Raw genomic sequence first — 20183 nt, forward strand, 5'->3', positions numbered from 1 at the left:
AGCCTTAGTTGCTTCAGCAGTCGGGTCGAGCTTCATGGCCGAACTGGTACCTCCTAACACTGCCTATGTTACATATTACGCAGCATCACAATCAATACCTTACCTAGAGAATCTTCTTCAAATTTTCATCCGAATGCTCCACTTCTCTGGAATACCGATAGACCAGCTCTGTCAGTTCATCCAAATCCAGCATATATCCATTTCTCACCCAGCGTGCCTTAAAAAGTTCCTTAATGAGGAACACACTCTCCATCGCCATCCGCGCTTTTGCATAAATCTTTTCATCATAGACGGCACCACAGAAATAAGTAAAAAGGAAATAGACCATAAGCTGTTCCAGTTGAATGTCCATATCCGGCATCTCATTTTTCTGCCATTTTGCAAACTGCTCTGTCAGTTCTCTGTATTTTTCTGCACCGTCTGCATATAAGATTTCCTCGGTTTCCATAAGAACCGTATCCCAATCCTCCCGCAAAAGTTCCAATTCGTACAGCTTCCGAAATATCTTATGGGCATAGTAATACTGCTCCAACCGATTCTCATATGCCATAAAATATTCATATTTCTCTTCCACGAATTTGCGCGTTTTTTCCGTCTGGTACCGTTTGATCACTTCTTCACAAGAAAACATTTCCTCATGATTGATCCGAACCTGCAGATCATGCGCCATTCCCATAATGAGACCGATTCTTACAGCTAGAGAAATGCTTCTGTTCTGAAGAATTTCCAGCATTTTCTCCCTTGCATCTGCCAGAATAGAATACAAAAACGGATCAAAATCCTCGTATTCTTCTTCCCCTTCTTTTTCATAAGTAAGAAATCGAACCGGTTCTTTTCGGTTCATCAGCATTTTTGCCACTTCCGGACAGGATACGGAAAGTGTAATTTCCCGAATGTTTTCAAACTCTTCCACATGTCGCGGATAAAGTCTGCAAGTTTTGCAAAGGCTCTCTTTTCCGAGATTTGAATACAGATCACAGAGATTATTTTCATTTAGAAACGCACATCTTTTTTCTTTATCCTGCCGAAAAGTTTCCTGCATAAAATCCACGGAAGCGAACATTCTTTTGCGGAACCTCCCCTTCACCTGACCGTATTTTCTTAACGATTTCCTGTCGATCACAATCTGCCAACCGGCACAGCAGGTATCCTCACACTGATCTGCTGTGCAATAAAATTCTTTATAATAATCAGGTATTACATAACGCATTCTACTTCTCCTTTTCATGTATCACAAAATGATTCTTTCTCACCGTGAGAATCCCTTCTTTTTCCATCATTTTCAGTTCGTGTGACAGCACGCTCCTATTAAGCCCTAAGTAGCTTGCCATCTGTTCTCTGTTAAAATCGATATCAAATTCATTGCTTTTATATCGGATCATCTGGATCTTCAAATATTTTTCAATCCTTCCTCTTGCACTTTTTGCGGATAGGATTTCGATCTTTCTGTACTTTCGGATGTCTTCATTTGCCAGAAACTGTACCGTCTGCTGGTATAGGAAAATCCGATCGCTTTCCGGGAGATATCCTTCCTGCTCCAGATATTTTACAGGGAACCAGAAAATAGATGCCTCTTCCACAGCATAGACTGAATACGGACTTGTTTTTTTCTGACTGATTGCAATTTCCAGTCCTACTACATAAGAAGGGAGCAGTTTCTGGACCATCTGCTCTGTTCCATCAGGATAGTATTGGACCTTGCACAGTTCACCTGATATCAGGATTCCGATTTCATGAAGCTCCTGTTCTTCTTGGATGATCATTTCATTTTTCGTATATTGGCACAGCTTTCCATTCAGACTGCGAATCGTTTTCTCGGCACGCTCTCTTTCCAGATTCCGAAATAGAATGCTTTGGAAAATTTCTTTTTGAATTTCTATGTCTTTTTTGTCCATAATATTCTCTCCCCTATCGTTTGTATTATAGCATAGACTATAGAACGAAATTCACACTTTTTTCATTTGTTTAACAATCTGTAGTATGCTATACTCGTTTTGCCTGAAAATATCGATTGCAGCTCTATATTTTCAACGCCGTTCGGCAAATCATTCAACTTTATTAAACTATTTACTAATTGCAGACTCTATAATCCTTTGCGAAGTTACATTGCTGTTTTTTTCCACGATTGTTATAATACATTATAGAAATTTCTGAATTCTTCTATTGCAGAATTTTCACAGCAAGCTGCATTCGTTCCGATTATGGTTTCTGCAGAAAGGAGAACCTATGACAAATAACCAGAATGAAAGTGCAGTGAAAAATCGTATTGTAAAAGATAACGGAGCAAAACTTATTGAAAGGGATACCCAAAGAATACTTTGATAATCTGGCAGAAAATACCCCGGATTATTTTTTAACATTGATCAGTAAGATTATTGCTGAACTTATGAAATCTGAATAAAACATAAACTTGGGATTTCCACTTTAATAATTTCTAAATTCATCAAAGCGGGAACCCCAAGTTTTTTTAATATACAATACCATTTATGGCAAAATATGCCAATGGGCGCTGGTCGTGACAAATGCAGCGTCCCCTATCTCACTATTTTTTCGATGCGGCATGGAACCGATTTCATAGTCGGGAATCCTGTAATTGGATCATTGTAATCCAGGCTTGTCAGTTCATTTACATTTCCTATTTTCCATGCTTCTGGCATATATGCACTTCCGCCGCCATGGGGAATGTGAATACAATGACGCGTCATGCCCGCCAGTCTGGTTTTGAATGTTCCTGTACCAAATGGAGTTGTCACTTGTGCCCAGTCTCCATCATCAATTCCCAGTTCTTTTGCATCTTCTGGTGAAAGATCCATATATGGATAAGGTTCTACTTTAGCAACACCCGGAAGGTTTGCGCCAAATACGCCCATTCTATGAATACTTCTCGCACCTGTTGTCATTATGAATGGAAATGCCGGATCATTCATTTCCGAAATAGAACGTATATCGGTGTATTCCGGATATGGTGTAAATCCGTTTTCTTCTAAAAGAGTGGAACAGATTTCAAATTTTCCTGATGGAGTCGGGAAACCTGGCTGTCCGTCTGCACGAAGTCCGCCTGTTACATATTTTTTATAAATACGAGGAGGCTGTTTTTTTCCAGATCCAAAATCACCGGCATACGGCGGCATTTCTTCGCAAAGCCACTTCTTCAATTCTTCGACATTGGATGGATAATCATCACCCACACCAAGTGCTTTTGCAAGCCGTCCGAGAATGATACAGTCATTACAGCTTTCTCCTACCGGAGATATGGCCGGTTCCATTAACTGAATCGTTCCATTTTCATCTACATATGGTTTATAGGTTTCAAACAACGTACATGCCGGGAAGATTACGTCAGCATAGCGGGAATCTTCGGTTGGATATCGGTCTAATACGATCAGACAATCCAGTTTCTTATATACTTCCCTCCATTTCTTGCTGTCCGGGAACGTAAGCGCAGGGGAACCACCGGCAAGAATCAACGCTCTAATCGGATAAGGATCATCTTCCAGCACTGCTTTCGGAAAACGTGCAAACTGTCCACTTCCCATAAATTTGTAGAACATTGGGAATTCGCGGGTGCCGACCAGTTCTTCTTCCGGAAGTTCTTTTGGTTTAAAAGTAGGAAGTCCTTTACAGTTAAAATAAATACCTCCTTCTACGTCCAGCTTGCCCGTGATCGCCCATAATGTAAAAATAGCACGGTTATTCTGGATTCCGCTGAGCTGATATTCCAGACCAGTATAAGAAACCAGTGATATTTTTTCTGTTGAGCAGAAGATATCGGTCAATTCGTTAATCATATCAAGAGAGACACCACACCATGTAGAAAGCTGTTCGATTGTCAAAGTGTCCAGATATTGTTTGAATTCTTCAAAACCGCGCGTGTAATCGCGTACAAATTCTTTATCATAACGTCCCGAATTAATGATGAGTTTTAACATTGCCAGAGCCAGCGCACCGTCAGCACCTGGGACAACCGGAACCCAGAGATCCGCAAGTTCTCCGATTCCTGTTTCACGCGGATCTATAACAATCAGTTTTGCACCTCGTTCTTTTGCCGCTTTGATTGCCTTTAGTGCCATCTGTGGACCGTCATCTGTAGTGGAATTCTTCCCCCACGCGAAGATGTAATCACTATTTGGAATATCCTGTACCATCATACGAGTACCGATTCCCACGGTTGTCATTGGTGTGACCATGCTGGAAGCCATGTTGCAGATAGAAGCCACGTTGAAATCATTTGGTGAACCAAGACGTTTCATAAGACATGGCTTTGTTCCATTATTTAGAATACGACCGATCGGCATTCCAAGAACCCCTCGGCCAAGATAAGACGCCAGCGATTTTTTTCCATATTTTTCAGCTGTTTCGCGGATTAATTGAGCCGCATATTCAATTGCTTCTTCCCATGTGGCACGACGGAATTTTCCTTCTCCTTTTTCCCCATTCCGGATAAGTGGATATGTAAGACGATCCGGGCTGTACAAGAGTTCCGGGGTAAGTGCTCCCCGGACGCAAAGACGTCCCTTAGGTGATGCTTTATCTGGTTCTACACGAACAATCTTGCCATATTCAATGGTGACATTTACCTGACACCCTCCCTGACACATTCCGCAAATACGATTTACTATCATATGTATTACCTCCTTTTCCCCTTTTGTTACATCATATGATGTTGGGATCAAAAGCCTTTGACCCCATGATGCTTACGGATTTCTTCGCGTTTCACGCTCCCGAAATCCTAAAGTATCATCATATCATAGAAATATGATTTTGAGCAGAGTATCATTTGATATTTCGTCGTAAATATTCTATGTTCTTATTGGGAAAAAAGATTAATTAAAATGTAAACAAACCCACCAATGGGCTCTGCTCGTGACGGATGCAGCGTCCCCTATTTAAGTACCAGTACTTTCTCATGCGGTACTACAAGCGCTTTCGGCATTCCTTTTTCATCGATTTTATCATACAGATTCCGCTGGACGAACCAGCAGATGTCCTCATTTCCTGCTTTGGATTTTATGAAATATTTTCGTTCAAATGGGCACTCTACCATGTTCCATTGTTCGACTGGAATTACATTTTCCATAGTGCCATTCCAGATTGGAATAAAATCGTGGGCTCTGATTCCAATAGATTTTGCCTGAGCAGGAATATCTCCTTTTAGTGTGATTCCCCATTCAAGGATATCGTATTTACCGTCACTTGCTTCAGATATCTTAACGATATTCTTGCATCCGGTGAGTCTTGCTGCGGCTTCCCACTGTGGGTTATCGAAGAGTTCTTTTGTCTTATCCATGCAGATTCCTTTTCCGTTTTCCATGATCAGAATTTCTTCGCTGAAGCTGTAGATTTCATCACGGCTATGGGATACGAGTATTGCTGTTCCATCGTAATCTTCCAGTAGTTCCAGTAGTTCTCTGAGCATCCGGTCCCGAAGGTGGGCATCGAGAGCCGAGAATGGTTCATCCAGAAGGATGACATCCGGTTCGTATACCATGATTCTTGCAAGTGCAACTCTTTGCTGCTGTCCTCCGGAAAGCTGTCCGGGAAGGTGTTTTTCCAGTCCCTGTATCTGGAAACGTTCCATCATCCGGTGCACTTTTTCCATTTTTTCTGCTTTTTTACCGGTAAGACCTGCTGCTATATTTTCTTCCACCGTCATAGTCGGGAACAGTGCATAATTCTGAAAGAGATATCCTACTCTTCTTTGTTGTGGTTTTAAGTCAATTTTTTGATTGATGTCAAGTAGAATCCGACCGTTTATGTTTACATATCCTTCGTCCGGGCGCTCGATTCCGGCAATGCTTTTTAAGGTCAGGCTTTTTCCGCAGCCGGATGCACCAAGGATTCCGATCCGTTTGCCCTTGCTTTGCATACTCACATCCAGGCAGAATCTTCCGAATTCTTTTTTGATTTTAATATCGATAGCCATCCTTTTCCTCCTGATTTGTTATCAGTTTCTTATTACTGCCTTTTCTTACCAGTGCCTGATGTTCTTCATCTTCTTGCCGGATACCAGATTCATGAGTACGACGATTGCAAATGCGATCACCATCACAATTACGACCCATACACCTGCTGTCAGGAAGTCCCCATCCTGAATAACCATAGCGATTTTCTGGGAAATGGTTCCGGTCTTTCCGGGGATATTTCCCGCAAGCATGGAGGTTGCACCGTACTCCCCCATAGCTCTTGCAAAGGTAAGTACCGTTCCTGCTGCCACTCCGGGACCTGCCGCCGGTACGACAACTTTCCAGAAAATCTTCCGTTCCGACATTCCAAGCGTCCGCGCTGCATAGATTAAGTTTACGTCTACCTGTTCAAATGCTGCTCTGGCATTCCGGTACATGAGCGGAAATGCAATCACGGTTGCTGCGATCACACATCCTGTCCAGGACTGTACAATTTTAATGTCAAATGTCGTATAGAGATATTCTCCCACCGGTCTTCTGGTACTGAAAATCAATAATAAAATGAATCCTGCAACGGTTGGCGGAAGCACGAGAGGGAGTGTAAGGATCCCGTCCAGAACCGCTTTCACTCCCGCTTTTGTATACATACATTTTCGCGCTGCATAGATTCCAAGAAAAAAGGAAAGGATTGTCGCCGCCACTCCGGTCTTCAGCGAAATGAATAATGGGCTGAAATCCAGAGATGTAAGTATTTTTCCTATTTCTCCCATGCATCTGCTCCTTTTACTCTACATTTGTGTCAAAATAGTAGCTGTCAAATACCTGTTTTGCCTCATCCGATGTGATAAATGCGAGGAAATCAGCTGCCGCCTGCTTCTCGGCATCATCTGCTTCTTTATTTTCAACCTGGCAGACTGGATAGATTACATTTCCTGTCAGATCATAGCTTACTTTTTCAAGAATGTCTAATTTATCTTCATATCCATAAGTATCTGAGTAGTAGGTTGTTCCAACTTCACATGCACCTTCTGCAACAGCGATGAGAACTTTACTTACATTAGCCTGTTCACTGATTTCCACTCCGCCGAGTGCCTGGATAATTTCTTCAGTGGTAATAGCGGATACATCATCAACCTTATTCAGAATTCCAAGATTTACAAGTGCCTGACGAGTATATTTTCCTACCGGAACGCTTCCGCCTGCAAGTGCAATGCTCTTTGCTTTATTCAAAGTCTCAAGACCTGTAACTTCTGTACCACTGTCCTTTAATGTAACGACAACTACCTGGTTATTTACAACATTTTTTCTGGTTCCATCTACTACAAAGCCATCGGCTTCGAGCTGATCCATCTGTTTCTGTGCTGCGGAGAAGAAAATATCACATTCATATCCTTCTTCAATCTGTGTAAGCAGGGTTCCTGAACTGTCTGCATTAAATGTAATCTTCACTTCCGGATGCTCTTCATTATACTGCGCTGCCAGATCTGTCATAACGGTATTTAAGCTGGCTGCGATAAACACCTGAATTTCTACCGGCTCTTTTGTTTCCTCTTCCTGATCTGTCTCCTGCTCCTCTGTGTTCGCAGTTTCAGGCTCTGACTCTGTTTTAGCTCCGCATGCTGCAAGTCCCGCTAACATAGCAAGAATCATTGCTGCAGCTGCCAGTCTCTTTCCAATTTCTCTCATTTTCATAATTTTGTTCTTCCTTCTTTTTCCTTTTATATTTGTAACTGTTCAGAGCCAAGCAGATTTGTCAAAAAAGGGTGATGAATGCTTGCATTCGTGAGCACTTTTTTGTACAAATCTATTTGGCGGATACGCCACACTGAGGAAACACGAAGTGTTTTCGAGGTTGGCTCTGAACAGTTACTTATATTTTATTGTCTTGCGCACTCACCTTCGCTTCCTCTCAGGATTCCAAGTCCGTGAGAGAGCTCCGGTAAAATGAATTCAAGAGATTCTTTGACTGCTTTCGGGCTTCCCGGCAGATTCACAATCAGTGTGCCCTTTCGTATTCCCGATTCTGCTCTACTAAGCATAGCCCGTCTGGTGATCGTCATGGAATATCCGCGGATTGCTTCGGCAATTCCTCGTGCCATCCGGTCACATACCGCAATCGTTGCCTCCGGCGTGATGTCCCTCGGAGAAAATCCGGTTCCGCCTGTCGTAAGAATCAGGCTCACCTGCCTCTGATCGGCAAGGCGCTTCATCTGACGCTCAAGTCCCACTCTTTCATCCGGAAGGAGAATCGTCTCCACCACATCGTATCCGGCTTCTTTTAACATTTTGCAGATGAGCGGCCCGCTTTTATCTTCCCTTTCTCCGGCAAAGCCTTTATCACTTAAGGTAATCACAGCCACTGTAAATGGCCTTTCCTGCTCCGGCGGAATCATTTCGATCTTATCACCTTTTTGAATATATCCTCCGTGAAGCACCTTTGTAAATACACCTTCTCTCGGCATGATGCAGTCACCCATTTTTTTATAAATCTCGCAATGACTGTGACACTCTTTTCCAATCTGGGTCAGTTCCAGAAGGACTTCGCCAATCTTAAATCTGGTCCCCACCGGAAGCGCCCGCAGATCATACCCTTCTACGATGAGATTTTCGCCAAATGCGCCATAATCTATTTCTGCTCCTCTTGCGCGGAAATCTTCAATCTTTTCCACTGCAAGAAGGCTGATCTGGCGATGCCATTTACCGCCGTGGGCGTCTCCTTCAATGCCCCAATCCTCCAAAATCTGCGCCTCCGGTATTTCTTTCTTCTGCGTTCCTCGCTTTTCGCTGATACAGATTGCTTTTATCTCTCCCATATTTTATTATCCTCCTATCGAAGCCATTTCGCGCTGCTCCGTAATCATTTCCTTCTGTTCAAACTGATGCGATACCGGTTTATTTGAAATCGCAAGTACCAGCAAATGATTTACTTCTTCCATGTCTCCTGCTCTGAGTGCTTCTTTAATGGATAAGCTCTCATCAAAACACAGGCATGCTTTTATATCACCCGTTGATGTCATGCGGATCCGATTGCAGCTCTTGCAGAATTTGCCATGAATTGCACTGATAAATCCGATACTTCCTTCAAATCCCGGAACAGAATAATAGATTGCCGGTCCGTTTCCATGTACACGGGTATCGGGCTTTAATTCCCCGTATTTTTCTTCCATTTTTTTCAGCAGCTCTTCATTATAAACAGGCTCAAATTTTTTTCCATATCCGATTGGCATCATCTCGATAAACCGGACATCCAGCTTTTTATGATGTGCAAGTTCGGCTAAAGCCTGCCATTCCTTTTCGTTCTGCCCTTTCTGAAGAACCGAATTGATTTTCACCGGAATCTGAAGTTCCAGTGCTGTCTCAATTCCATCCAGCACTGCCTTAAGTTCATCCCTTCCGGTAATCTCTTCAAATCTTTTTTCGTCCAGAGTATCAAGACTGATATTTACAGCATCCAATCCTTTTTCCTTCAGTTGTTCTGCGTATTTTGAAAGGAAAACTCCGTTTGTCGTAAGTGTAACCTTTTCAATCCCCGGAACTTTCTTTAGCATTCCCACAAGCGTAGGACATCCAATTCTTGCCAGCGGTTCCCCGCCTGTCACTTTTATTTTTTTAATTCCCAGTGTTGCCGCTTCTTTGACTACGACTTCTATTTCTTCAAACGTCAGTATTTCTTCCATCGGGACCCAGGAAATTCCTTCCGGCATGCAGTACCGGCAACGCAGATTACATCTGTCTGTGATGGAAATTCTCATATAATCGATTTCTCTTCCAAAACCGTCCTTCACTTGAGTTTCCTCCTTTTTTCTGATTCGTTCGGTTATCAGCCAAAAACTATATCAATTCAAGAAGTACGCTCACGACGCCTCCGCAGACCATCCCTTCTTCCTCTGCGTCCGCGCCTGTCATATCCACCTTACAAAGAGCGATTTCGGGGCCTTTTCCTGCCGCCATCAGAAGTGCCTTCTGTGTGACATTCGCCTCCATACATCCTCCGCCTATCGTACCGATACATTTCCCATCTCTAAGAACCAACATTTTGATTCCGACTCCCTGTGGTGCAGAACCTTTTCTCTTTACAATCGTTGCCATGACTTTCTTTTCTGGATAATCCTCCCGATCCAGAACCGCCTTCACAATTTCTTTCGTATATCCGCAGGTTCGTTTCTTTTTATTCTTCACTTCGATAATCTCTGCCATGATCGCAACTGCAATTTCCACCGGTGTCTGTGCTCCGATGTCAAGGCCGATCGGTGTATATACTTTGTCTAATACTTCTTTATCAATTCCTTTTTCTACAAGCGTCTGCTTCACCATCGTGGTTCGGCGTCTGCTTCCTATCATCCCAATATAGGCATGTTCTTTCTGAGCAATCTTTTCAAGGCAAATCTGATCGTATCTGTGACCGCGGGTTACGATTACAAAATAAGTGTCTGAATTTCCTTCCACTTTATCCAGTCCTTGTTCAAATGGTTCACATATCACGTTCGTTGCCCCTGCGCGTCTTGCATTGTCAGCAAAAGTCGGTCTGTCTTCCAAAACCGTCACTTCACATCCCATCATGACACCTAGTGTAATGACAGGAATCGATACATGACCGCCTCCGCAGATGACAATTTGCTTCTCCTGCCCCAGAACATCACAAAATATCTCACGGCTTCCAAGAAGAAAAGTTTCTGTTTCATTCCGTTCTTGGATTTCCTTCTTATATTCCCGGAAAAATCCATTTTCTCTGCTCTCCCAAACGATATTTCCATCTACTAATAAAGCCTTTTCTCCGATATTTTCTCCGTCCAGAACGGTCAGAACGCTTCGAAGCCTGTTCACATCTGTCTCTTGTATTGCCTCAAATAATGCTCTCATTTTCTACATTGCCTTTCCAAATCCACAATTTGGGAACGTACATACAGGACATGAGAGGCAAAGTCCTCCTTGTCCAAGTAGATTTAGATCTTTGACTTTTAATTTTTCACCGGTCATAATTCTAGGAAGAACCAGATCGAAAATGGTCCGTTTCGCATACATCACGCAGCCCGGAAGGCCCATTACCGGAATTACACTATCATAATATGCCAACATGAACATGGCTCCCGGAAGCACCGGTGCTCCATATGTCACGATCTCGGCTCCCGTATTCTTGATGGCAAGCGGTGTCCGGTCATCCGGATCCACACTCATCCCGCCCGTGCAGATCACCATGTTACATCCTCTTGCAATCATTTCCATGATCGCTTCTGTGATTTTCACATGATCATCGTCACACAGAATATGTTCCGCTTCTTCAATTCCATATTCTGCGATTTTCTCCCGGATCACCGGGGTAAATGTATCCTGAATTCTTCCTTTAAAGACTTCGCTTCCCGTGGTCACGATACCGACTTTTTTCTTCTCGTAAGGTCTGACCTGAAAAATCGGTTCGTCACCGCCGATCTCTTCCGCCGCCTTCATCTTGTCCTCATGAATCACAAGCGGAATCACTCTGGTTCCTGCAATCTTGTCTCCCTTTTTGATTGGGAAATTTCCATGACGGCTTGCAATCATAATCTCACCAAGCGAATTGATCCGGTTCAGCTTCTCCACATCAATTTTCAGCACTCCGTCAATATCTGCAATCAGTTCGATTTTTCCTTCTTTTACATCTGAGGGGTGCATATTACTTCCCTGACAGATCTTTCGAAGGATCTCTGCCGCTTCATTTTCATGCAGCATTCCTTCTTCCTTTTCCCAAATATACAAATGCTCTTTTCCTACAGACAGAAGAACCGGAATATCTTCTTCCTTCACTACATGCCCTTTCCGAAATACGGCATCCTTCGTGACTCCTTTAATGATCTGTGTAATATCATGGCACAGAACCTGTCCTACAGCATCCTCTGTTTTTACTAGTTTCATCTTTTTTATCTCCTAAATCTACTTTGTACGTTCTCATTTCCCGAAAACAGTATAACAAAACCGTACATAAAATCATGTTGCCCAGACAACTTTTTATCGATTTAATCCTGCTTTTTCCAGCAGTATCCCTAATATTGTCTCGATTTCATCCAGTCCTGTCATCTTTTCTTCTTTAAAATGTCCGTCCTCCCAATCGCTTACAATCAGAAATCTTCCCTCAGGATTGGAAGCCGGCTCTCCTGATATCTCCCTGCGGATCACTTCTATTTTCGGATAAGTACTGTTCTTCATTCCCTCAATCAGAATAAGATCCGCTTTCGGAAACTGTGCAATCATTTCCTCAGGAGTTTCCCTGCAGCCTTCTTTGTATACGAAACTTCGATATTTTGAAAATACCGCCGTTCCATACGCACCGGCTTCGCGAATCCGGTAGCTGTCCGTTCCGGGTATATCACACTCAAAATCATGTCCGTCGTGCTTAATAACCGCCGTTCGGATTCCTTTTTCCGAAAGAAGCCTCACAAGCCGCGTGATCAGTGTCGTTTTTCCGGAATTTTTCACACCGCATATTACTGCGACAAATGGTTCTTTTTTTACAACATCACCACACATACCGTCTCTCCTTTTTCTATCTTAGGAGTTCCCGCCGGAATCTCAATCAGGCAGTTACAACCACACATACTGCTTAGAATTCCGGAATCATTTGAACCATCTGCGATTTTCACATGGCCATCCGCGCATCTCGCTCTGACATAACGTGTGACATGGCTCATTTTCAAAAATTCACTGTCACATACTGCCATGATTCTCTTAATGGCAAGGTCGTATCTTCCGGACATTTTTGCAAGTACCGGGCGGATTAAAAGCTCCAGATTTACAGCCGCACCATACGGGTTTCCCGAAAGACAAATGAGCGGCTTTCCCTGATAGAGTGCACAAAGGGTCGGCATTCCGGGCTTAATCTGTACTCCCCAGAAGAGCTTTTGACAGTCCAGAATCTGAAGCACTTCATGCATGATGTCTTTCTTTCCTACCGATACACCTCCTGTCGTGATCAGGATATCTGCATTTTCGGCAGCTCTCTGGATGTGCCCTGCAACAATCTTTGCATCATCTTCTGCCCTTCCCTGATAAGTAACCTGTACTCCCCAGGACTTCAGGCGCGTGACACAAGTATATAGATTCGAATCATATATTTTCCCCGGAAGAAGCTCTTCGCCGGGGAGCATGAGCTCATCTCCGGTTGTCAGCACCGCCGCGCGCGGCGCTCTGTAGACTGATATCTTCTCCATCCCAAGACTTGCCAGGACTCCCGCTTCTATCGAACCAATTACCATTCCCTTTGTCAGAAGCTTCGCTCCCTTTTTGTAGTCTTCCCCTTCAAAGCAGTAATTCTGGTATGCTTTGATCTCTGCATAGATTTCTACCGTATCTTCTCCGTAATCTGTATCTTCCTGCCCGATGATGCAGTCGGCTCCTTCCGGAATCGGCGCACCGGTCATGATTCTAACGGCCAACCCCGGCTCCACTTTTTTCTCCGTCACATGACCGGCATCCACTTCATCGATCACACGCAGCCTGACCGGCCTTTCCCTCAAAGCTCCCCGGATATCCTCGCTTCTTACTGCATATCCATCCAGGGGTGACCTAGAAAACGGAGGCTGATTTCTTGTCGCATAAATATCTTCGGCAAGCACCCCTCCTACGGCATCCCACAGAGATATTTCCTCACATGCAGTGATTTTCTCCGTATGACTGAGCAGAATTTCTGCAGCCTGTTCTAACAGTAACCTTTCCATTTTCCTCTCCTTTTTTAAAGTATTATTCAAGTACGCCTCAGCGTACTTGCTGCGAGGTGCGCGTCATGCTTTGCATGACACAATACATCTGCGCACCTCTGCAATCCGCCGGAGGCTTTATCTTCTTTCAAGATAAAAAAAGGCAGCAGAAAGACATGAAAGTCCTCCTACTGCCGTTTATGCACAATACGACCACTTCATGTTCTTTTTTTCAAATAAGGAAGGCCTTCACATTTCTATTCGGACCCCGGGGATGAGAGATTCATCCCGGCTTGGCATCATATCTCTTCGACTTAGATGCTTTCGCTCAAAGAACACTTATATTATATCATATTTTATTATTGGGGAACATCCCCTAATCATTATTTTGCTTTTTTATCAGTACCGGGGACGTTCCTTTTGTAATGCATGACCTTTTGTCCCTTGGCTCATAATATCATTGAACATCAATAACAGAAAGCATTTTATACTCTTCCATAGTATTCACATTCCGCAACATCCTGGCAAAATTTTCATTCTCAGTCACATCTACATATAAAATATGCATTTTTTCAAATGCATCTCTGATTTTATAATTTCCCGATAAAATCTGCCGTTCCATCACCTGTGCAACACATTTCCGGTAAATCGCTGCCAGCGGATGCATTCTTCTTTCCAGTACCGGCATGACACCGTCATATATGATATGCTCCTGTTTTCCCGCTTCGTCCATCTTTGTTTTCAGATAACGGAACAATTCGATTTTCAAAAATGGCATATCGCACGCGGCAACCATCACTTCATCCGACTCACACGCTGTAAGTCCGGCATGTATTCCGCCAATTGGACCGCAATCGGGATAAATATCCCTCACAATCCGGCAATTCTCATACGTTCCATGGACCTTTGCTCCGTAGGAAATCCAGATTGTATCTGCGTCTTTTGAAAATTCATGTATCATTCGGGTGGTAAATGTCTCATTTCCATAGAGAAGATCTCCTTTATGTCGCCCACCCATGCGGCTGCTTTTTCCGCCTGCAAGCAGTAATCCATCCATATTCTATCACCTTATCTTTTCACGTCCTTTAGAAAGTATAGCATATTCTGACTCCGAGCAGATACATTTTTGCAGAAATTCAAGACTCACCGCCTAAAGAGGCGGAAGTCATCTCCCATCTGATATTACTACGACACATACACCCTAATCCGATCCGGTCTTGCCGCACAGATCAAGGTAAGACGATATTTCTTTGCCAATTCTACTGCTTCTGCCGTCGGAACCGCCTTACAAACTGCTATGGGTATCCCGGCGCGTATCACCTTTTCAGCCATATCTGAGGGCATTCTTCCACTGGAATACAGCATACATTTTTTTAAATCTATTTCATGTAACAAAGCATAACCAACCACTTTATCGATTGCATTATGACGGCCGATATCTTCGCAGGCAAATATTACTTCCCCCTCTTTTGCAAGAAAGCAGCTGTGTGTTCCCCATGTTTCGTTGTGAAGCGGCATTCCTTCTGCAAGGATATCTGCCAAATGGAAAATCCATTCTTCTTTCCACTTGACAGGCAAAACCGGGGACAACTTTTTACACTGCTTTTCATTCCATGCATCATTTTTCATGGTAATCGTTGCAATTTTCCCTTCGTTTCCTATATGAATCTTCTCTATTTCATCTACCTTCTCTATGATTCCTTCTGTTCGAAGTCTTCCAAGGACAGCTTCCGTAAGATACTGTGGAGTGCACATCGTATGAAGAATAAGCTTCTCATTGATGATAATATCTATTTTTTGTTCTCGTAAAATTCTCGTATTTTCCTGATATCGTTTTCCTTCCCGACTTATATACAGACACTCACTCTTTTCTGTTAACGGTCCCTGTTCATATTGATTCATTACTTGCATGAAGTCTTCCTTCCTATCATGTCAAATCCTGCACTATTTGCAAGGAAACCGGCACCATACAGGCACCGGTCTCATCATACTTTCAAGTACGTCTCAGCGTACTTGCTGCAAGGTGGGAGTCTCATCTTCTTTCAAGATAACTTTTCTACTCTAACGGCACAGACTTTATATTCCGGTGTGCTTGAAATTCCGTCCAATGCATCATTCGTCAGCCAGTTCGCACCGCCTTCGATGTAGTGGAACGGCATCCAGCACTCACCTTCTCTGGTCTTTCCTGATACACTCGCTTTCACCTTGATTCTTCCTCTTCTGGAAGAAACAGCTACCATCTCGCCATCTGCAATACCAAGTTTCTTAGCGTCTTCATTATTCACTTCAATGAAAGATTCGCTGGCAATCTGATTTATTCCTTCTGTTTTATCCGTCATTGCGCAGGCATTGTAATGGTACAAGATACGTCCGGTCATCAGTACAAGCGGATAAGTTTCATCCGGAAGTTCCATGGATGGTTTGTATTCTGCCGGCCTGAAATATCCAAGACCTCTCGCAAATTTACCCACATGCATAATCGGAGTTCCAGGATGCTCCGGATTCGGGCATGGCCACTGAAGTCCTCTTCCCGCCACTTCTTCGCTGTCCAGACGGGCATGACTGATGCCGCCAAATGACGGGGTAACAGAAGCGATTTCATCCATGATCTCTGCCGGTTTCAGATGAGGCTGCGGATATCCCATACGGTTCATAATCTCCGTAAAGATCCATGTATCCGGTCTGGTCTCCCCTGCAATTTCAACAGCCTTTCTGACACGCTGTACACGGCGTTCTGTATTGGTAAATGTTCCTTCTTTTTCCGTATATGAACGTCCCGGAAGAATCACATCCGCAAGTTTTGCGGTCTCCGTCATGAACAGTTCATCCACCACGAAGAAATCCAGAGATTCCAGTGCATGGATCACATGACTGGTATTCGGATCCGTTCTGACCGGATCTTCACCGAAAATGAAGAGTCCTTTGATCTCTCCCGAGATCATCTTCGGGAAACAGTCGGTCGCTTTGATTCCGACGTTCGGGTTAAGTTTCGTATTCCATGCTTTCTCAAACTTCTCCACAATACCCGGTGCAACGATATTCTGATAACCCGGGAACTGATTCGGAGCGGCGCCCATATCGCAGGCACCCTGTACGTTATTCTGTCCGCGGATCGGATTTACACCGCATCCCGGACGCCCGATCTTTCCGACCATCATCGCAAGATTGGAGAGTGACATAACGCCCTCTGTACCGGTATGATGCTCTGTAACTCCCAGACAGTAAAGAATCGGTGCGCGATCTGCCGTTGCATACATTCTTGCCGCCTCTCGCAGAAGATCCGGATCAATACCGCAGATTTCTGCCACACGCTCCGGAGTGTATTCCTTCACAGCTTCTTTCATTGCTTCAAAGTTCTCGGTCCTCTCTTTGATGAATGTCTCATCCGTCAGGCCTTCTTCAATAATAATATGCATCATTCCGTTCGCAAACGCAACGTTTGTTCCCGGTCTTAATTTCAGGTGGATATCCGCCTTCTTTGCAAGATCGATCTCACGCGGGTCAGCTACGATCAGCCTGGTTCCTTTCTCCACCGCCTGGCGGATCTGCATACCGATGACCGGATGTGCATGTTCCGGATTCGATCCAACGAGCATGATCACATCGGATTCGTGTGTGACATCGTAAATCGTATTTGTCATGGCTCCTGAGCCTAATGTGGTTGCCAGCCCGGCAACAGTAGGAGCATGTCAAACACGCGCACAGTTATCGGTATTGTTGCTCTGGAATGCGGTTCTCACCATTTTCTGAAGCATATAGACGTCTTCATTGGTGGAACGTGAGCAGGCAAAACCGGCCAGTGCCTCACCTCCGTAATTATTTCTGATTTCGGTAAACTTTCCGGCAACCAGGTCAAGTGCCTCATCCCAGGTTGCACGCTCAAATTCTCCCGTCTCTTTATTCTTGATCAGCGGATAACGGATCCGTTCCGGAGAATCCACAAAATCAAAAGAAGCACTTCTTCCTTTTACGCATAACAGGCCGTGATTGGATGGACCGTCCGCTCCCTCTACATCAACAATCCTGTTATCCTTCACGATCAGATCCAACTGGCATCCTGTCGCACAGTGCGGACAGGTTGTACGGACCTTTTTCGTCTCCCATGTCCGGTATTTTTTCTTTCTTTTCTCTGTGATTGCTCCTGTCGGGCATGCCTGAGCGCAGTTTCCACAGGATTCACATAATGTCATATCCCAGTCTTCTCCGAACGGAGCCTCGATGATATTGAACATTCCTGTCTTTCCCAAAGTAATTGCATGTCTGCCTGTCATCTTTGCGCAGGTATTTACACATCTCTGACAGTGGATACAAAGTTCCGGCTGGTAGCTTAAGAACGGATGGCTATCTTTAGCCGGACGTTCAATCTTCTTTCTTGTTCCAAGATAAGAGGTTTCCTCGATTCCATATTCGTTGCAGACATCCTGAAGTTCACAGCTTCCGTTCTGCGGGCAATAAAAACATCCTCTGTGGTGATTGGAGAGAAGCAGATCGAGTACTATTTTCCGGGCCTCCACCACACGTCCACTCATGGTCTGAACGACCATGCCTTCTTTGACAAGTGTATTGCAGGAGGTCGGCAGTTTATCCATACCTTCCACTTCTACTACACACAGACGGCAGGAACCGATCTCATTTACTTCTTTCAGATAACACAGTGTAGGAATCCTGATTCCAACGGATCTTGCTGCTTCAAGGATCGTTGTTCCTTCCTGCACTTCTGCCTGAATTCCGTCAATTTTCAGATTAATCATTCGTCACGTCCCCCTTTCAGTACACCGCATCCGAAGTGATCGCAGCGCAGACATCTTCCGGCCTCCTGCATTGCCTCCTCATGAGTATACGGATTTTCCACATGCTCAAAATCATGCTTTCTCTCATATGCCGGACGTTCAGTAATGTTGGCACGTCCGGTCGGAATTCGATTGTTTTCTTTTGGACTTGGCACTGTGGCTTCACAGTTCAGTTTATGATGATAACCGAGGTATTCATCAATATTATGTGCCGCAACTTTTCCGGCTGCTATAGCCCGGATTGCCGTAGCAGGCCCGGTTGCGCAGTCTCCTCCGACAAATACTCCGGGAAGATTCTCCACTGCCGTATCCAGGCCGGCCTTAAATACACCGCGTTCTGCCTCCATTCCGAATTCTTCAAACGGACGGCTCACGATATCCTGTCCTACCGCGATCAGGATAACTTCACACGGAATTCTCTCCGGATCTTTTTTCGCATCGACCGGACTCGGGCGTCCCGCACGGTCATACGGTCCGATCATCTGCGGCTGCACGATGAGTGCCGAACAGTTTCCTTCGGCATCTTTTTCAATGCTCTTCGGAGATTTCAGCGTCAAAAGCTCGATGCCTTCCATTACAGCCGATTCAATTTCCGTATCCAGCGCCGTCATATCATCCTGACGCCTTCTGTAGACGATACGCACGTCTTCGGCATTGCAGCGCACTGCACTTCTCGCTGCATCCATCGCCACATTTCCGCCACCGATTACAACAACATTTTTGCCGGTGTAATCCGGAATATTTCCATTCCCGATCCGATCCAGCATCTCCACTGCGGATTCCACATTTCCCGCATCGCTGCCTTCCAGACGAAGACGCTTGCCTGCCTGTGCGCCGATCGCTACAAACATCGCATCGTATTCTTTATGTATCTCTTCAATCGGAATCTCGGTTCCGACTTTTGCTTCATATTTGACTTCAATATCTCCTGCTGACAAAATCGCACGGATATCCTCATCCAGCCGATCCTTCGGAAAACGATAATTCGGAATACCATACCGAAGCATACCGCCCAGCGCTTTCTGTCGCTCAAAGATCGTTACTTTATGTCCCATAAGTCCCAGAAAATATGCTGCAGTCATACCGGCAGGACCGCCTCCGATGACTGCCACCTTTTTACCGGTTGACTTATTCGCTTTCGGAACCGCAACTTTATCTGCCGCAATCTGATCCACCGCATATTTCTTGAGTCCGCGGATATTGATGGAATCGTCAATCAGATTTCTCCGGCATCTCTGCTCACAAGGATGTTCGCAGATCATGGCACAGGCCGTCGGAAGCGGGTTGTCCTTACGGATCATGTTGATCGCCCCCGCATAGTCTTCCTCCCCGATCAGCGCAATGTATGCCGGGATATCCACATGCGCCGGACAAAGATTGATGCACGGCACCTTCTGTCCCATCTCGCCGGGACAGACATGGTCTTTAATATGGCTCTCATATTCTTCCCGAAATGTATCCAGTCCCTGCAGCACTTCAATAGCTGACTGATAGCCAATCGCACAATCCGCCGTATCCCGGATCATGACAGCAAGCCGTCTCATATGCTCCAGCGTCTCCATGGTAGCATCACCTTCCAGGATGCTCTTCAGTAATGTTTCGAGCTGCGGAAGCCCGTCACGGCAGGGAACACATTTTCCGCAAGTCTGGTTCTTTGAAGCCGTAAGCAGTGAAAGCTGTACGGTCAGCGGACAGGTTCCCGGCGGATATACTTTTACTTTTGTCTCAAATTTTTCCAACAGCCTGCCGATTTTTACGTCACAGCTTTTTGGATCTGCAAGAAAAATCTTACTCATTTCCTTCCCTTCTTTCTCTTTCTTTTT

16 protein-coding genes and 1 riboswitch are annotated in these 20183 nt (G+C 44.6%); all 16 genes read right to left on the reverse strand.

The window, feature by feature from the left end; genetic code table 11:
• Positions 1-103: 103 nt before the first annotated feature.
• The 16 genes from fliB to ACTNB3_RS00925 all read right to left on the reverse strand — a co-directional run bounded on the left by fliB (position 104) and on the right by ACTNB3_RS00925 (position 20156).
• Entirely contained in the window at positions 104-1210 is a 1107-nt protein-coding gene (gene fliB, locus ACTNB3_RS00850) for a flagellin lysine-N-methylase (protein ID WP_427818897.1), read from the reverse strand.
• A gap of 1 nt (position 1211) precedes the next feature.
• Positions 1212-1895 carry a Crp/Fnr family transcriptional regulator gene (locus ACTNB3_RS00855; protein ID WP_427818896.1) on the reverse strand — a complete coding sequence of 228 codons (684 nt, stop codon included), beginning with the start codon at positions 1893-1895 and terminating at the stop codon, positions 1212-1214.
• Positions 1896-2534: 639 nt separating this feature from the next.
• Positions 2535-4622, reverse strand: a complete 2088-nt coding sequence (locus tag ACTNB3_RS00860) for a molybdopterin-containing oxidoreductase family protein (RefSeq protein ID WP_441024133.1) — start codon at positions 4620-4622, stop codon at positions 2535-2537.
• Positions 4623-4882: 260 nt separating this feature from the next.
• A complete protein-coding gene (locus tag ACTNB3_RS00865) occupies positions 4883-5923 on the reverse strand; it encodes a sulfate/molybdate ABC transporter ATP-binding protein (protein WP_427818894.1) in 1041 nt (346 codons plus the stop codon).
• A gap of 45 nt (positions 5924-5968) precedes the next feature.
• Positions 5969-6673: a molybdate ABC transporter permease subunit gene (gene modB / locus ACTNB3_RS00870; protein WP_427818893.1), complete on the reverse strand. Its 705-nt coding sequence runs from the start codon at positions 6671-6673 to the stop codon at positions 5969-5971.
• Positions 6674-6686: 13 nt separating this feature from the next.
• The gene (modA, locus tag ACTNB3_RS00875) at positions 6687-7595 is read right to left on the reverse strand and encodes a molybdate ABC transporter substrate-binding protein (protein ID WP_427818892.1); all 909 of its coding nucleotides are present in this window, start codon (positions 7593-7595) and stop codon (positions 6687-6689) included.
• A 185-nt stretch (positions 7596-7780) separates the two neighbouring features.
• Positions 7781-8716 carry a molybdopterin-binding protein gene (locus tag ACTNB3_RS00880; RefSeq protein ID WP_427818891.1) on the reverse strand — a complete coding sequence of 312 codons (936 nt, stop codon included), beginning with the start codon at positions 8714-8716 and terminating at the stop codon, positions 7781-7783.
• Between the two features lie 6 nt (positions 8717-8722).
• Positions 8723-9688: a GTP 3',8-cyclase MoaA gene (gene moaA / locus ACTNB3_RS00885; RefSeq protein WP_427818890.1), complete on the reverse strand. Its 966-nt coding sequence runs from the start codon at positions 9686-9688 to the stop codon at positions 8723-8725.
• A 46-nt stretch (positions 9689-9734) separates the two neighbouring features.
• Positions 9735-10763, reverse strand: coding sequence for an XdhC family protein (locus tag ACTNB3_RS00890; RefSeq protein WP_427818889.1), 1029 nt, complete (start codon positions 10761-10763; stop codon positions 9735-9737).
• Between the two features lie 3 nt (positions 10764-10766).
• Complete coding sequence (locus tag ACTNB3_RS00895) at positions 10767-11792, reverse strand: molybdopterin-binding protein (protein ID WP_427818888.1); 1026 nt, start codon at positions 11790-11792, stop codon at positions 10767-10769.
• Positions 11793-11885: 93 nt separating this feature from the next.
• Positions 11886-12404 (reverse strand): molybdopterin-guanine dinucleotide biosynthesis protein B, encoded by a 519-nt coding sequence (mobB, locus tag ACTNB3_RS00900; RefSeq protein WP_441024137.1) that lies wholly within the window; start codon positions 12402-12404, stop codon positions 11886-11888.
• Positions 12386-13591: a molybdopterin molybdotransferase MoeA gene (locus tag ACTNB3_RS00905; RefSeq protein ID WP_427818886.1), complete on the reverse strand. Its 1206-nt coding sequence runs from the start codon at positions 13589-13591 to the stop codon at positions 12386-12388. Before ACTNB3_RS00905 ends, mobB begins: the two co-directional genes overlap by 19 nt.
• Before the next feature lie 188 nt (positions 13592-13779).
• A riboswitch (molybdenum cofactor riboswitch) is annotated at positions 13780-13916 on the reverse strand.
• A 111-nt stretch (positions 13917-14027) separates the two neighbouring features.
• Positions 14028-14627, reverse strand: a complete 600-nt coding sequence (gene mobA, locus ACTNB3_RS00910; RefSeq protein ID WP_441024139.1) for a molybdenum cofactor guanylyltransferase — start codon at positions 14625-14627, stop codon at positions 14028-14030.
• Positions 14628-14755: 128 nt separating this feature from the next.
• Positions 14756-15481 (reverse strand): formate dehydrogenase accessory sulfurtransferase FdhD, encoded by a 726-nt coding sequence (fdhD, locus tag ACTNB3_RS00915; protein WP_427818884.1) that lies wholly within the window; start codon positions 15479-15481, stop codon positions 14756-14758.
• Between the two features lie 131 nt (positions 15482-15612).
• On the reverse strand, positions 15613-18321 hold the full coding sequence (gene fdhF, locus ACTNB3_RS00920; RefSeq protein ID WP_427818883.1) for a formate dehydrogenase subunit alpha: 2709 nt from the start codon (positions 18319-18321) through the stop codon (positions 15613-15615).
• Positions 18318-20156 (reverse strand): NAD(P)-binding protein, encoded by a 1839-nt coding sequence (locus ACTNB3_RS00925; protein ID WP_441024142.1) that lies wholly within the window; start codon positions 20154-20156, stop codon positions 18318-18320. Before ACTNB3_RS00925 ends, fdhF begins: the two co-directional genes overlap by 4 nt.
• Between the last annotated feature and the right edge of the window lie 27 nt (positions 20157-20183).

Source organism: Bariatricus sp. HCP28S3_D3 (assembly GCF_052065755.1).
Lineage (GTDB): Bacteria > Bacillota > Clostridia > Lachnospirales > Lachnospiraceae > Allocoprococcus.

Excerpts from the sequence above, each read along its gene's own strand:
- fliB (WP_427818897.1), bottom strand. The coding sequence starts at position 1,210 with ATGCGTTATGTAATACCTGATTATTATAAAGAATTTTATTGCACAGCA.
- ACTNB3_RS00855 (WP_427818896.1), bottom strand. The coding sequence starts at position 1,895 with ATGGACAAAAAAGACATAGAAATTCAAAAAGAAATTTTCCAAAGCATT.
- ACTNB3_RS00860 (WP_441024133.1), bottom strand. The coding sequence starts at position 4,622 with ATGATAGTAAATCGTATTTGCGGAATGTGTCAGGGAGGGTGTCAGGTA.
- ACTNB3_RS00865 (WP_427818894.1), bottom strand. The coding sequence starts at position 5,923 with ATGGCTATCGATATTAAAATCAAAAAAGAATTCGGAAGATTCTGCCTG.
- modB (WP_427818893.1), bottom strand. The coding sequence starts at position 6,673 with ATGGGAGAAATAGGAAAAATACTTACATCTCTGGATTTCAGCCCATTA.
- modA (WP_427818892.1), bottom strand. The coding sequence starts at position 7,595 with ATGAAAATGAGAGAAATTGGAAAGAGACTGGCAGCTGCAGCAATGATT.
- ACTNB3_RS00880 (WP_427818891.1), bottom strand. The coding sequence starts at position 8,716 with ATGGGAGAGATAAAAGCAATCTGTATCAGCGAAAAGCGAGGAACGCAG.
- ACTNB3_RS00890 (WP_427818889.1), bottom strand. The coding sequence starts at position 10,763 with ATGAGAGCATTATTTGAGGCAATACAAGAGACAGATGTGAACAGGCTT.
- ACTNB3_RS00895 (WP_427818888.1), bottom strand. The coding sequence starts at position 11,792 with ATGAAACTAGTAAAAACAGAGGATGCTGTAGGACAGGTTCTGTGCCAT.
- mobB (WP_441024137.1), bottom strand. The coding sequence starts at position 12,404 with ATGTGTGGTGATGTTGTAAAAAAAGAACCATTTGTCGCAGTAATATGC.
- ACTNB3_RS00905 (WP_427818886.1), bottom strand. The coding sequence starts at position 13,591 with ATGGAAAGGTTACTGTTAGAACAGGCTGCAGAAATTCTGCTCAGTCAT.
- mobA (WP_441024139.1), bottom strand. The coding sequence starts at position 14,627 with ATGGATGGATTACTGCTTGCAGGCGGAAAAAGCAGCCGCATGGGTGGG.
- fdhD (WP_427818884.1), bottom strand. The coding sequence starts at position 15,481 with ATGCAAGTAATGAATCAATATGAACAGGGACCGTTAACAGAAAAGAGT.
- ACTNB3_RS00925 (WP_441024142.1), bottom strand. The coding sequence starts at position 20,156 with ATGAGTAAGATTTTTCTTGCAGATCCAAAAAGCTGTGACGTAAAAATC.